Origin of the sequence: Curtobacterium sp. AG1037 (genome assembly GCF_003349855.1) — a bacterium.
GTDB lineage: Bacteria > Actinomycetota > Actinomycetes > Actinomycetales > Microbacteriaceae > Curtobacterium > Curtobacterium citreum.
In genome coordinates this window covers 200,481-212,924 of the sequence record NZ_QQAO01000003.1, presented here as the reverse complement: position 1 = coordinate 212,924, position 12,444 = coordinate 200,481, and the positions used below count along the sequence as shown (strand labels likewise).

12 protein-coding genes are annotated in these 12,444 nt (G+C 71.4%); 7 read left to right on the top strand and 5 right to left on the bottom strand.

What is annotated here, in order from left to right; translation table 11 throughout:
* Positions 1-72: 72 nt before the first annotated feature.
* The gene (locus DEU32_RS05645; protein WP_114849701.1) at positions 73-681 is read left to right on the top strand and encodes a Pr6Pr family membrane protein; all 609 of its coding nucleotides are present in this window, start codon (positions 73-75) and stop codon (positions 679-681) included.
* 6 nt (positions 682-687) lie between these two features.
* Here the strand turns inward: DEU32_RS05645 and DEU32_RS05640 are convergent, their stop codons facing one another.
* Both DEU32_RS05640 and DEU32_RS05635 read right to left on the bottom strand, forming a co-directional pair.
* Entirely contained in the window at positions 688-1,383 is a 696-nt protein-coding gene (locus DEU32_RS05640; RefSeq protein WP_114849700.1) for a YqaJ viral recombinase family protein, read from the bottom strand.
* A 91-nt stretch (positions 1,384-1,474) separates the two neighbouring features.
* Entirely contained in the window at positions 1,475-2,686 is a 1,212-nt protein-coding gene (locus DEU32_RS05635; RefSeq protein ID WP_058741942.1) for an ROK family transcriptional regulator, read from the bottom strand.
* A 143-nt stretch (positions 2,687-2,829) separates the two neighbouring features.
* Here DEU32_RS05635 and DEU32_RS05630 point away from each other — a divergent pair, with 143 nt between their 5' ends.
* The 6 genes from DEU32_RS05630 to DEU32_RS05605 all read left to right on the top strand — a co-directional run bounded on the left by DEU32_RS05630 (position 2,830) and on the right by DEU32_RS05605 (position 9,217).
* On the top strand, positions 2,830-3,576 hold the full coding sequence (locus DEU32_RS05630; protein ID WP_114849699.1) for a sugar phosphate isomerase/epimerase: 747 nt from the start codon (positions 2,830-2,832) through the stop codon (positions 3,574-3,576).
* The gene (locus DEU32_RS05625; protein WP_114849698.1) at positions 3,573-4,724 is read left to right on the top strand and encodes a Gfo/Idh/MocA family protein; all 1,152 of its coding nucleotides are present in this window, start codon (positions 3,573-3,575) and stop codon (positions 4,722-4,724) included. The genes DEU32_RS05630 and DEU32_RS05625 overlap by 4 nt, the downstream gene beginning before the upstream one ends.
* A 118-nt stretch (positions 4,725-4,842) precedes the next feature.
* Positions 4,843-6,144: an ABC transporter substrate-binding protein gene (locus tag DEU32_RS05620; RefSeq protein ID WP_114849697.1), complete on the top strand. Its 1,302-nt coding sequence runs from the start codon at positions 4,843-4,845 to the stop codon at positions 6,142-6,144.
* A 189-nt stretch (positions 6,145-6,333) separates the two neighbouring features.
* Entirely contained in the window at positions 6,334-7,326 is a 993-nt protein-coding gene (locus DEU32_RS05615) for a carbohydrate ABC transporter permease (protein WP_174777935.1), read from the top strand.
* Positions 7,319-8,158, top strand: a complete 840-nt coding sequence (locus tag DEU32_RS05610; RefSeq protein WP_114849696.1) for a carbohydrate ABC transporter permease — start codon at positions 7,319-7,321, stop codon at positions 8,156-8,158. The genes DEU32_RS05615 and DEU32_RS05610 overlap by 8 nt, the downstream gene beginning before the upstream one ends.
* Before the next feature lie 114 nt (positions 8,159-8,272).
* Entirely contained in the window at positions 8,273-9,217 is a 945-nt protein-coding gene (locus DEU32_RS05605) for a biopolymer transporter Tol (RefSeq protein WP_114849695.1), read from the top strand.
* A gap of 19 nt (positions 9,218-9,236) precedes the next feature.
* On the opposite strand, the gene DEU32_RS05600 is transcribed toward DEU32_RS05605, so the two are convergent.
* Genes DEU32_RS05600 through DEU32_RS17090 form a run of 3 tightly spaced genes read right to left on the bottom strand, consistent with a single transcriptional unit; the run spans position 9,237 to position 12,387 of the window.
* Positions 9,237-9,971: a glycosyltransferase family 2 protein gene (locus DEU32_RS05600; RefSeq protein ID WP_181819204.1), complete on the bottom strand. Its 735-nt coding sequence runs from the start codon at positions 9,969-9,971 to the stop codon at positions 9,237-9,239.
* Positions 9,968-11,365 carry a bifunctional PIG-L family deacetylase/class I SAM-dependent methyltransferase gene (locus DEU32_RS05595; RefSeq protein ID WP_258554790.1) on the bottom strand — a complete coding sequence of 466 codons (1,398 nt, stop codon included), beginning with the start codon at positions 11,363-11,365 and terminating at the stop codon, positions 9,968-9,970. Before DEU32_RS05595 ends, DEU32_RS05600 begins: the two co-directional genes overlap by 4 nt.
* A complete protein-coding gene (locus DEU32_RS17090; protein ID WP_181819203.1) occupies positions 11,362-12,387 on the bottom strand; it encodes an acyl-CoA dehydrogenase in 1,026 nt (341 codons plus the stop codon). Before DEU32_RS17090 ends, DEU32_RS05595 begins: the two co-directional genes overlap by 4 nt.
* Positions 12,388-12,444 lie beyond the last annotated feature (57 nt).

Genomic DNA, 12,444 nt, shown 5'->3' with positions numbered 1-12,444 from the left:
CGACCAGGAGACCCGCACCGCTTCCGGTGCGGGTCTCCTGCGTTCCGGCCCGGGTCCGGATAGCGTGGTGTCGTGCGGACCATCGTCAACTCGCTCCGGCTGATCGCCGTGATCGCCATCGTGGCGGCAGTGCTGGCCCAGTGGCTCGTCAGCTCGAAGTCCCACGACTACCTGTTCTGGAACTTCTTCGGGTACTTCACGATCCAGTCGAACATCCTCATCGCGGTGGCCCTCGCGCTGACGCTCGTCGCCGCTGCTCGCCGGAAGCGCGGCGACGTCCTCGTCAGCGGGGTCCGCGGTGCGGCGACGGTCTACATCGCCACGACCGGCGTCGTCTACAACACGCTGCTCGTCGGGGCAGCTGTCGAGAACACGGTGCCGTGGTCCAACGACCTGCTGCACAAGTGGATCCCGCTGTACGCGGTGCTCGACTGGCTGCTCTTCTCGGACCGGGCGCGCCTGCTGCTACGGCACGTCTGGTGGTTCCTGGTCTACCCGGCCGTGTGGCTCGCGGTCGTCCTGATCCGTGGCGCGACCGACGGGTGGGTGCCGTACCCGTTCCTGAACCCGGAACAGGGCTACGGGGTGGTGAGCCTGTACTGCCTCGGGGTCGCCGTCTTCATCGGGCTGATGGGCATCCTGGTGGTGGGGATGAGCAGGTTGCGGATCGTGAAGGTCTGACGCCGGTCAGGTGCGGAACGCCCGCAGCTTGTCCAGCACTAGGTCGGCGAGCTGTACGAGGCCGCGGATCTGGTCGTCGTCGCGGTCGATCCACCGGCACTCCGGCTCGTCGGCGACGGGGACGAACCCGTCGTGGCGCTCCCAGACGAACAGCGTGCGGTCGGCGCCGAGCACGTACTGCTGCCACCAGACCTGCCGCAGGTAGTGCCGCGGGATGCTCCGCCACGCCTTGCCCGTGGTCTTGATCTCGGCGAGGACGAGTCGCTCCGACGCATCGAACCCGACACCGTCCGGGGTGGCCAGGTGTGCGCGGTTCGTGCTCGCGTGGAACAGGTGTGCCGAGGGCTCGATGCCGTGCGTGGCGGCGACCCAGGCGGCGATCACGGGTTCGCGGTCCTTGCCGTGCTCGGTGAAGGCGTTGCCGGAGAACCGGGAGCCGTAGCGCTTGTCGGTGACGACCGCCTCGACCGCGCGGAGTGACGCGAGCCGCGCGACGTCGGTCGCGGTGATGCCCATCGCGCGCGCCCGCAACCAGGCGACCCGGTCGGAGGAGTGCGCGACGATCCGCTCGGTGTGCCCTCGCAGCGCGGTGAAGGCGTCGTGTCGTGCCGCCGCGGCCGGGGCGACCGGCGTGGCGGACGCGGGGCGATCCTCCAGGCCGGGGTCCAGGTCGCCCCACAGGGTGGGCTGCACGATCGTCACCTGACGATTCTCACCCCGCGCGCCGACAGCGCGGTAACCGACGCGCGCGGCGCCCGGCGACAGCGCGGTGATCGACGCGCGCAGCGCGCGGTCAGGAGACGAGAGCCCGGCGCTCCGCGAAGACGACGAGTTCGTCGACCCCGGCGGGGGAGAGGGCGTAGTCGATCGCCAGGGCCGCGGCGCCGTGGAGTGCCGCGAGCGATCCGGCGTGCGACTGGGCGATGACGAGGTGCTCGGTGGCGAGGGGCATCGAGCGGGAGTAGACGACCTCGCGGACGCCGGCGAGCAGGTGCTCCCCAGCGCGGGTGATCGACCCGCCGAGCACGATCACCGACGGGTTCATCAGGGAGACGCAGGTCGCGAGCACCTCGCCGATGTCGCGCCCAGCCTGGCGCACGGCGCCGATCGCGTCGAGCTCCGCGCGGTTCACCAGGTCGATGACGTCGCCGCTCGTGTGCACGTCGTGCCCCTTCGCCCGGAGGGCACGGGCGATCGCGGGACCGGAGGCGACGGCCTCGAGGCACCCGGTGTTGCCGCAGTGGCACGGCACGTCCCCCGCGCGGGACACCCGCACGTGGCCGATGTCGCCCGCGGTGCCCTGCGCGCCGCGCTGCAGTGCGCCGTCGGAGACGATGCCGGAGCCGATGCCGGTCGCGACCTTGACGAAGAGCAGGTGGTCGACGCCGGACCAGCCGTGTCCGCGTTCGCCGAGCGCGGCGATGTTCACGTCGTTGTCGACCAGGACGTGGGCGGGCACGTGCGCGCGGAGCCACGCGGGGACGTCGAAGCCGTCCCACCCGGGCATGATCGGCGGGTTGGCTGGACGCCCCGTGGAGAACTCGACGGGACCGGGGACGCCGATGCCGATCGCGATGACGTCCTCGCGGGCGCGGCCGACCTCGTCGAGGAGCGCATCGATGGTCTCGACGAGCCAGGTCAGGGTCGGTACGGGGCCGGCGGCGATGTCGATCGCGGCCTCGCGCGTGGCGAGCGGAGTGGCGACGAGGTCGGTCACCGCGACCCGGCCGTGCGAGGCACCGAGGTCGGCGGCGACGACGAGTCGGGCGCGGGGGACGAGTGCGACCTGCGCGGGTGGGCGGCCGCCCGTGGAGGCGGCGGTCTCGACGGGGCCGACGAGTCCGACCTCGATGAGGGCGTCCAGGCGCACGGCGATGGTCGAGCGTGCGAGTCCCGTCAGAGCGGCGAGCTCCCCGCGGGTCCGCGGCACTCCGTCGCGGAGGATCTGGAACAGCTCGCTCGTCCCGACCGGAGGCGACGCTGCCGTCCGTGTCGTGTCGACCATGTCGGGAGTGAACCACACATCGATCGCGCCACGCAACGAAGATCGTCGACGAAGTCCCAACTTTTGCTTGACCGCCGACAGAAGCGGTCATAGTGTGACGCTCGGTCAGTGACGATCCACCATCTCGACGAGGAGAACCCCTGGTGACGCAACCCCTCTCGGTCCAGCTCTACACGGTGCGCGACGCGCTCTCGGCGGACCTGCTCGGCACGCTGCAGCGCATCGCGGGCATCGGCTACACGGACGTCGAGGCCTTCGGCTTCGTGGACCGCGCCGAAGCCCTGCGCGACGCACTCGGCGAGGCCGGCCTCCGTTCCCCGAGCGGCCACGCCCGACTGCTGGACGCCGGTGAGCAGGACCTCGAGCGCATCTTCCACGCCAGCACCACGATCGGCCTCGGGACGCTCATCGACCCGCACATCGACGAGGCCCGCTGGACGACCCGCGAGGACGTCGAGTCGATCGCCCGCGAGCTCAGCGCCCTCGCCCCGCGTGCGGCCGACCACGGTCTGACGCTCGGCTACCACAACCACGCGTTCGAGTTCTCGAACCGCATCGACGGCGTCTCGGCCTACGAGGTCTTCGCCGACGCGCTCTCCGACGACGTCGTGCTCGAGCTCGACACCTACTGGGTGACCGTCGGTGGCGACGACCCCGTCGCGGTGCTCGGCAAGTACGGCGACAAGGTGCAGTTCCTGCACGTCAAGGACGGCGACGGCTCGCACGACGACAAGCAGCAGGTCGCGGTCGGCAACGGCATCATGCCGATCCGTGACATCGTCGCCGCCGCTCCCGACGCCCAGCACGTCGTCGAGCTCGACGACCACGAGGGCGACGTGTTCCAGGCCGTCGCCGACTCCTACACGTTCCTCCAGGGGGCCCGAGCATGACCGACACCACCACGACCGCAGCCGCGTCGACCGACAGCGCCCGCCGCACCGGTCCCGTCGGCGTCGGCGTCATCGGCGCCGGGGTCATCTCCGACCAGTACCTGTCGAACCTCACCGCGTTCCCCGACCTGCAGGTCCGGTTCGTCGCGGACATCGACGAGCCGCGCGCCGCCGCACAGGCCGAGAAGTGGGGCGTGCCCGGCTCCGGCTCGGTCGCCGAGCTCCTGGCGGACGACGACGTCGAGATCGTCGTGAACCTGACGATCCCGGCCGCGCACGTCGAGGTCGCCCTGCAGGCCCTCGCCGCCGGCAAGCACGTCTGGGGCGAGAAGCCCTACGCGCTCGACCGGGAGAGCGCCGCGCAGCTCCGTGACGCCGCGGCCGCCGCGGGCAAGACCGTGAGCGTCGCCCCGGACACGTTCCTCGGCGCCGGGCTGCAGACCGCCCTCCGCACGATCCGCGAGGGCCGCATCGGCACGCCGCTCAACGGCCTGACGCTCTTCCAGAGCCCCGGACCGGAGTCGTGGCACCCGAGCCCCGAGTTCCTGTTCGCGTACGGTGCCGGTCCGCTGTTCGACATCGGCCCGTACTACATCACGACGCTCGTGCAGGCGTTCGGCCCGGTCGCCAAGGTCACCGCGACGGCGTCGAAGTCCCGCGCCACCCGGACGATCGGCTCCGGCCCGAAGGCCGGCACGGACTTCCCGGTCGAGGTGCCGACGAACCACTCCGCGCTCATCCAGTTCGAGGACGGCGGGAGCGCGCAGAGCGTCTTCTCGTTCGAGTCGGACCGTGGTCGCACCGGCTTCGTCGAGATCGCGGGGGAGACCGGCACGGTCGTGTTCCCGGACCCGAACAACTTCGACGGCGACACCGAGCTGTACGCGCACGGTGCCGACGGCCCCGAGACGATCCCCGCGGTCGGCTCGACCTACTCGCGCGGCACGGGCGTGGTCGACCTCGCCCGCTCGCTCCGCGCCGGGGAGGGCAACCGGGTCCCCGGTGCCCTCGCCTTCCACGTCCTCGACGTGATGGTCTCCATCGCCGAGGCGGCCGAACGTGGTGAGACCGTGCTCGTGGAGAGCACGGTCGAGCCCTCCCCGACCCTCCCCGAGGGTTGGGACCCCGCGGAGCAGACCCTGTCCTGACTCCAGGACGGGCCCGCTCCGGCCAGCGGGTCGACCATCTGGCCGGCCCGCACCCACACAGCAGCACTCGACACGCACCACCCTCAGCACCATCTCAACGACGAGAAAGTAGAGAGTCATGCGCACTGCCATCCGCGCACTGGCCATCACCGCGGCCGCGGCACTCACCGTGACCGGCCTGGCGGCCTGCTCATCCGGGTCGTCCGGTTCCTCCGGCGACGGGAAGACGCTCACGTACTGGGCGTCGAACCAGGGCACGTCGCTCCAGAACGACAAGGAGGTGCTCACCCCCGTCCTCGAGAAGTTCACCAAGGAGACCGGGATCAAGGTGAACCTCCAGGTCATCGGCTGGAACGACCTGCAGAACAAGATCCAGACCGCCGTCACCTCGGGCCAGGGCCCGGACGTCGTCAACATCGGCAACACCTGGGCCACCTCGCTCCAGGCCACCGGCGCCTTCCAGGAGTTCGGTGACTCGGAGATGCAGGCCATCGGCGGTGCCGACAAGTTCGGCAAGGTCGCACTCTCCACCGGTGGTGCGCCCGGCAAGACCGTCACGAGCGTCCCGCTCTACGGCCTCGCCTACGGCCTGTACTACAACAAGCAGATGTTCAAGGACGCCGGCCTCGAGGCGCCGACGACGTGGGAGGACCTCACGTCGGACGCGAAGAAGCTCACGTCGGGCGACAAGTACGGCTTCACCATCGCCGGTGGTTCGTACACCGAGAACTCGCACTTCGCGTTCATCACCTCGGCGCAGAACGGCGGCGAGTGGTTCGACAAGAGCGGCAAGCCGACCTTCACCGAGAAGGCGAACGTCGACGGCATCAAGCGCTACCTCGACCTGATGCAGTCGGACAAGGTCGTCAACCCGTCGAACGCGCAGTACGACAACGGCACGCAGGCGGTCTCGGACTTCGCGAACAAGAAGGCCGCGATGATGCTGACGCAGAACAACGCGAACGCCACCATCACGTCGCAGGGCATGACCACCGACGAGTTCGGTGTCGTCCCCTTCCCGACGACCGCTGACGGCAAGGACATCGCGTCCTTCCCGGCCGGCATCAACCTGTCCATCTTCAAGAACACGAAGAACAAGGACGGCGCCCTGAAGTTCGTCAAGTACATGACGAGCGAGGAGACCCAGACCACGCTGGACAAGCCGTACGCGGCGCTGCCGGTGCTGGCCTCGGCTGCGGACTCGGTCACCGACGAGCAGACGAAGACCTTCCTCGACATCTACAACAACAAGGCGAAGCCCCTCCCGCTGGTGCCCGCCGAGGACCAGTTCGAGTCGACGGTCGGCAAGGCGATGAACGACATGTTCGCCAAGATCGCCACCGGCTCGACGGTGTCGGACAGCGACATCAAGTCGGCGCTGCAGACCGCGCAGGACCAGGTCTCGCAGGCGGCCGGTTAGTCGGCCTGGAGGCCCGGGGCGCGTCCGCAGGACGCGTCCCGGGCCTCGCCCCTCCACACCCGGCCGCGTGCCGGGGGTGAGCCGATCGGCTCACGCATGCCGCGCCTCCAGGCCGCTGCCACGGCCCGACCGCCACCGGTCACGAGACGCGAAGCACCCGATCCCATCCTCGCCGGAAGGCCACCACCCATGACCACCTCGGTCCTGCCCGAATCCGAGCGCATCGACCTGACGCACACGAAGGCACCGACCCTGTCGGGGCCGCAGCCCGGTCGCAAGCCCAAGCGACACTGGCTGCCGTACGCGCTCGTCGCACCGGCGATCCTGTTCGAGCTGCTCATCCACATCGTGCCGATGCTCGTCGGCATCTGGATCTCCTTCATCCAGCTCACCAAGTACTTCATCGCGAACTGGGGCGCCGCACCGTTCGCGGGCTTCCGGAACTACTCGGTCGTCGTCGACTTCGACCAGGCGATCGGCAAGGGCGTCCTCAACTCGTTCCTGATCACGTGCGGGTTCACCGTCCTGGTGGTCGGGCTCTCGTGGACGTTCGGCATGGCCGCCGCGGTCGCGCTGCAGAAGCCCTTCAAGGGTCGCGGCCTGTTCCGCACGCTGTTCCTGGTGCCCTACGCGCTGCCGATGTACGCCGGCATCATCACGTGGAAGTTCATGTTCCAGCGTGACTCCGGCGCGATCAACCACATCCTGGTCGACCAGCTGCACCTGATGGGGCAGGGGCCGTTCTGGCTGATCGGGTCGAACGCCTTCGTCTCGGTCGTCGTCGTGGCGATCTGGAAGACCTGGCCGTTCGCGTTCCTCATGCTCATGGCCGGCCTGCAGTCGGTGCCGAACGATGTCTACGAGGCCGCCTCGGTCGACGGCGCGAAGCCGTTCCGGCAGTGGCGCTCGATCACGCTGCCGATGGTCCGCCCGGTCAACGTGACGCTCGTGCTCGTGATGTTCCTCTGGACGTTCAACGACTTCAACACGCCGTTCGTGCTGTTCGGCTCGACCGCGCAGCCGCCGGCCGCCGACCTGCTCAGCTTCCACATCTACAACGCGTCGTTCATCACCTGGAACTTCGGCTCCGGTGCCGCGATGAGCGTCCTGCTCCTCATCTTCCTGCTCATCGTCACGGGCATCTACCTCGCCGTGACCAACCGGAGGTCCGTCCGTGCGTGAGACATTCGGCGCCAAGTCCTTCAAGGTCGTCACCCTCGTCCTGCTGACCCTGTTCACGGTCGTCCCGCTCTACGTGATGATCACGACGGCGATCAAGCCGCTCGGCGACGTCCAGAACGACTTCACGTGGATCCCGACGAACATCACCCTGCAGCCGTTCATCGACATGTGGACGACGGTTCCGCTCGGGCAGTACTTCATCAACTCGCTCGTGGTCTGCACGGTCGCGACGGTGTTCTCGCTCATCATCGCGACGTTCGCCGCGTACGGGGTGTCCCGGTGGAACTTCACGGGCAAGAGCACCTTCACCACCGCGGTGCTCTCCACCCAGATGTTCCCCGGCGTGCTGTTCCTGCTCCCGCTGTTCCTGATCTTCACGAACCTCGGGAACGCGCTCGGCATCCAGCTCGTCGGGTCGTGGACCGGCCTGATCATCACGTACCTGACCTTCACGCTGCCGTTCTCGATCTGGATGCTCGCGGGGTACTTCGAGACCATCCCGCGGGAGCTCGACGAGGCCGCGATGGTCGACGGCTCCGGTCCGATGGGTGCCCTGTTCCGGGTGATCCTGCCCTCGGCCCGTCCGGGTCTGGTCGCGGTCGGCATCTACTCGTTCATGACGGCGTGGGGTGAGGTGCTGTTCGCCTCGGTCATGACGAACGGCAACGGGTCCACCCTGGCGGTCGGTCTGCAGCAGTACTCGACGCAGACGAACGTGTACTGGAACCAGATCATGGCGGCGTCGCTCGTCGTCTCGATCCCGGTCGTGGTGGCGTTCCTCATCGTGCAGCGCCAGTTCGTAGCCGGCCTGACCGCGGGTGCGGTGAAGTAGGGGGCGGCTGCCTGCCTGCCCGAGACTCGGCTCGGCGGACGGTCTCGTGGTCAGTGGACCGCGGAACCGACCGCCGGGCCGAGTCTCGTTCCACGACGACGACAGGATGGACGCATGACCGACACCACCCGCGGGCGGCAACTGCTGCCCGGACAGACGAGCCGTGTGCACGTGTACGACCTCGCGACGCGGACGAGCCGACCCGTGTTCGCGTCGCGGGCCGTCCTCGTCGAGGCGCCGAACGTGCTCGACGAGCGCACCCTCGTGCTGAACGGCGACGGTGACCTCTGGCTGCTGCGCCTGCCCGAGCCCGGCAGCGACGTCGTGCTCGACGAGTCCGCGCTCGTCCGTGTGGCGATGCCCGGTGTCACGGAGATCAACAACGACCACGTGCTCGACCCCTCCGGGACCTCCGTCGTGGTGAGCGCCCGCGACGGGGAGCTGTACCGGGTGCCCCTGCCGGACGGCGGCTCGGCGGAGCGCCTGACCGACACCGCTGCCGTGCTGCCGGTCGTCCGGAAGTACTACCTGCACGGCATCGCCCCGGACGGCAGCGCCCTCGCCGCGATCGTGGGGGAGCGCGCGGTCGACGGCGTCTGGACGACGGACGTCGCGCTCGTCGACCCGGCCTCCGGCGCCACGACGTTCCTGACCCGTGACGCGCACCCGGACGACGGCTGCGCGATCACCCCGGACGGCCGTACCGTCCTGTTCAACACCGAGCGCTTCACCCCGGGGACCGCGCAGCTCGCGGCGCTCCGACTCGACGGCGGCGGCCCGGTCCGCCTGACCGCGGACGAGCGGGTGGACTGGTTCCCGCACCTGTCGCCGGACGGGCAGCACCTGCTCTACCTGTCCTACGGACCGGGTGTGCAGGGCCACCCCGCCGACCACCCCGTCGAGCTCCGGCTGCTCCCGGGTGTGCTGACCCGCGGCGCGCGGGTGGCCGTCGTGCCGGAGACCCTCGTCGCGCTCCACGGTGGCCAGGGCACGGTCAACGTGCCGCCGTGGTCGCCCGACTCGACGTGGTTCGCGTACTGCGACTACCCGGTGGCGTGACCGCCGAGCCCGGCTCCGCTCAGCCGGCGTCGCCGTAGGTGCGGCGCAGGTGCTCCGCGTACCCGCCGGGCGTCCGACCGTCGAAGCGGCCGCTCGTGACGACGGGCAGCGCGGTCGTCGCGCGGACGTCGAAGCCGAGTGCTCGGGCCCGCTCGACGAGTCGGACGTCCTCGTGCTCCGGTACGGGATCGAACCCGCCGACCGCTCGGTCGACGTCCGCCCGGACCCCGAGGTTCGAGCCGTGCACGTGGCCGAGCGTCGACCCGGGCGGGTGGGCCGCACGCCAGCGCCGGAGCACCTCGGGTTCCAGGTCGTCGGGGTCGGGCACGACCGCGCCGACGAGCAGGTGGCCGCCGTCGACCAGCACGTCGGCCTGCTGCACGAGCCAGTCCCGGTGCACCCGCGAGTCGGCGTCGGTGTGGGCGAACCAGTGTCCGGACGGCGGCACGTCCGCGGCCACCGGGCGTCGGGCGAGCAGCACGCCGAGCGCCCGGGCCCGACCGACCCCGACCCGGTCCGAGGTGTGCACCGCGAGGGTGCCGTCCGCCCAGGTCCGATCCGTGCGGACCGCGGCGTCGACCGCAGCGGCCGTGCCGTCCGTGCAGCCGTCGAGCACGAGGGTCACGCCGACCGCGGTGCCCGGGTGGGCCCGTCGAACGGTCCGGACGGCGACGGCCAGCGCCGCGAGCGACCGGCCGATCGTGGTCTCCTCGTCGTGCGCGGGGACCACGACGTCGATGCGGTGACCGCTCACCCGACGAGCCCCTCCGCACGCGCGACCGAGGGCACCGCGGCACCGGGGAACACCGTGAGCACGAAGTCCGGCTCGACGTGCTGCACGAGCGCCGGTCTCGGCCACCGCCGGGCGATCGCGGTGTGCACCGTGTCGCCGTCCGACACGGCGTGGTCGTCCGCGTGCCGCCAGTGGCAGGCGACGAGCACCCCGTCGTCGTCGAGCGTGTCGAGCACCCGGTCCACGGTCCGGTCGAGGTCGTCCGGGGACAGGTAGTAGCCGACCTCGCTGAGGACGACGAGGTCCCGGCGTCCCTCCGGCCACTCCCCGGGGAACGCCGCGAGGGCGAACCGGGCCGACGGCGCGCGGCGTCGGGCGCGCTCGAGCGCCGCCGCCGCGAGGTCCGTGCCGAGGACGTAGTCCGCCCGTTCGGTGAGCGCGGCGGTCAGGACGCCGGTGGCGCACCCGAGCTCGAGCGCCGACCGGAAGCGTTCGCGGGGGAGCGCCGCGAGCGTCACCGCGCGCTTCCGCCGCTCGTACCAGGAGCCCTCGAAGTCCCAGCCCTCGGGCTTCCGGGCGTAGTGCGCGTCGAACGACTCGCGCGACCTCGACTGCACGGGCGCGAAGTACCACTCCTCGGCGCGCAGGTGGTGGGCGGCATGGCGGGCGTCCACCACCGCCTCGTCGCCGGGCGCCGGGGAGAGCGGTCGGGTCTGCGACCGGTGGGCATCGAGGGCCCGCGCCTTGCGGTCTCGCACGGCGGCGGCGAGGTGCAGCGCGCGCGCCCGCGACCACGGCATCGCAGCGGCAGCGGCAGCGGCATCAGCGGCATCAGCGCCACGAGCGTCGGCATCGGTGGGGGGCGCGTCCCAGTGCCACGCCCAGATCGGGTACGCCAGGAGCGTCGCCCCGGGGGTGGCGGCCACGACCTGCTCGGCGACCTCGCCCGCGACGCGGTGGTCCCGGTGCCCGTCGCCCCGCCAGGGTGCGACCACGAGCGTCGGGCGCACGGCCCCGGCCAGCCGCCGGACGAGCGCCTCGCGGAGGACCTCGGCGTGCTCGCGGACCCCGCCGTCCGGCACGTCGAGCTCGGTGGCGGTCGCGGTCGGGTGCAGCACCCGGAGCGCCGCACGGAACTCGGCGCCACGACGCTCGGCCAGCGCCGCGGGCGTCGTCGTGGGGGAGTCGGGGTGGGAGCGCTCGCCGCGGGTGCCGAGGAGCACGTGCACCGGGATCCCGGCGTCGGCCGCGGTCGCGACGAGTCCGCCGGCGCCCAGGGTCTCGTCGTCCGGGTGCGGTGCGACCACGACGACCGACCCGGTCCCACGCAGGTCGACCCTGTCCGGGTCGAGACCCGCGAGGAAGGTCGTCCAGACGGCGGGATCGGTGCCGGGGTCCCGGTGGTCGAAGCTCACCACGCGACACCGCCGTGCTCGAGGACCTTGCGGCCGATCCGGGCGAGGTCCCGGTCCCCGTGGTCCTGCAGCACGTACAGCTCGAGGTCGGCGACCCGCGCGGCGACGGCGCGGTCCGCGGTCAGCGGCGCCGGACCGACCGTGCGGACCACACGCTCGCGGACGGCGTCGACGGCCCGGCGCACCCGCGACCGGGTCACCTGAGCGAGGAAGGACCAGTCGGTGTCGTCGTCGGCGCCGTCGATGCGGGCGGCGGCCGCGGCCAGGGCGTCCTCGGCGTCGGCGAGGTCGATGACCGTCGCGCCGAGCGCCGCCTGCAGCAACTCCGAGTCCGGCCGCGTCGCCGCGAGGGACCGGAGGACCCGGGCCAGCCCGAGCGCACCACCCCACCAGCAGGCCGCGACACCGATGCCGCCCCAGGCGAACCCCGGTCGGGTCAGGTACCACCCGGGCCCACCGACCGGGACGGCCCGGACGTCCACGAGGTCGACCGGCCCGCTCGGGACGTCCGGCATGCCCCTGGCCACCCAGGCCTCGTCGTGCACCGTCACCCCAGGCTGACGGAGGTCGACGGCGAAGAGCTGCCGGTCGTCGCCGACGTGCGCGGTGACCAGGGCGTGCGAGAGCGTCGACGCCAGGGAGCACCACGGCTTCGTCCCGTCGAGCCGGAAGACCCCCGCACCGCCCTCGGTCGCGTCGACGCGGAGCCCCGGGGCCTCGGCGGCGAAGACGCCGAACGTGGCGTCTGCCGGAGCCGGCACACCCGCCTGCGCGAGGATCGCCAGCGCGTCGAGGTGCGGCTCGACCGTCCGAGCGGTGGCGACGTCCGCGGCGGCGACCGCGGCGAGCGTCGCGAACACGGCGCCCGACGTGCCGGCGGTGATGACCGGGGTGGTGGACGCGAGGGTCCGCGCGACCGCGAGCCGATCGACCGGGGTGGCACCGTGCCTCCCGGCCGTGGCCTCGACGTCCGCGGTGGCGACGTCCCGCGCAGAAGCGGGCCATGCGGGGGACTGGAGCATGTCGCCGACGCTACGGAGCGGACCCTTCGGACCCTGCCCGGCGATCCACAGAGCGCG

Excerpts from the sequence above, each read along its gene's own strand:
- DEU32_RS05635 (WP_058741942.1), bottom strand. The coding sequence starts at position 2,686 with ATGGTCGACACGACACGGACGGCAGCGTCGCCTCCGGTCGGGACGAGC.
- DEU32_RS05625 (WP_114849698.1), top strand. The coding sequence starts at position 3,573 with ATGACCGACACCACCACGACCGCAGCCGCGTCGACCGACAGCGCCCGC.
- DEU32_RS05620 (WP_114849697.1), top strand. The coding sequence starts at position 4,843 with ATGCGCACTGCCATCCGCGCACTGGCCATCACCGCGGCCGCGGCACTC.
- DEU32_RS05615 (WP_174777935.1), top strand. The coding sequence starts at position 6,334 with ATGACCACCTCGGTCCTGCCCGAATCCGAGCGCATCGACCTGACGCAC.
- DEU32_RS05605 (WP_114849695.1), top strand. The coding sequence starts at position 8,273 with ATGACCGACACCACCCGCGGGCGGCAACTGCTGCCCGGACAGACGAGC.
- DEU32_RS17090 (WP_181819203.1), bottom strand. The coding sequence starts at position 12,387 with ATGCTCCAGTCCCCCGCATGGCCCGCTTCTGCGCGGGACGTCGCCACC.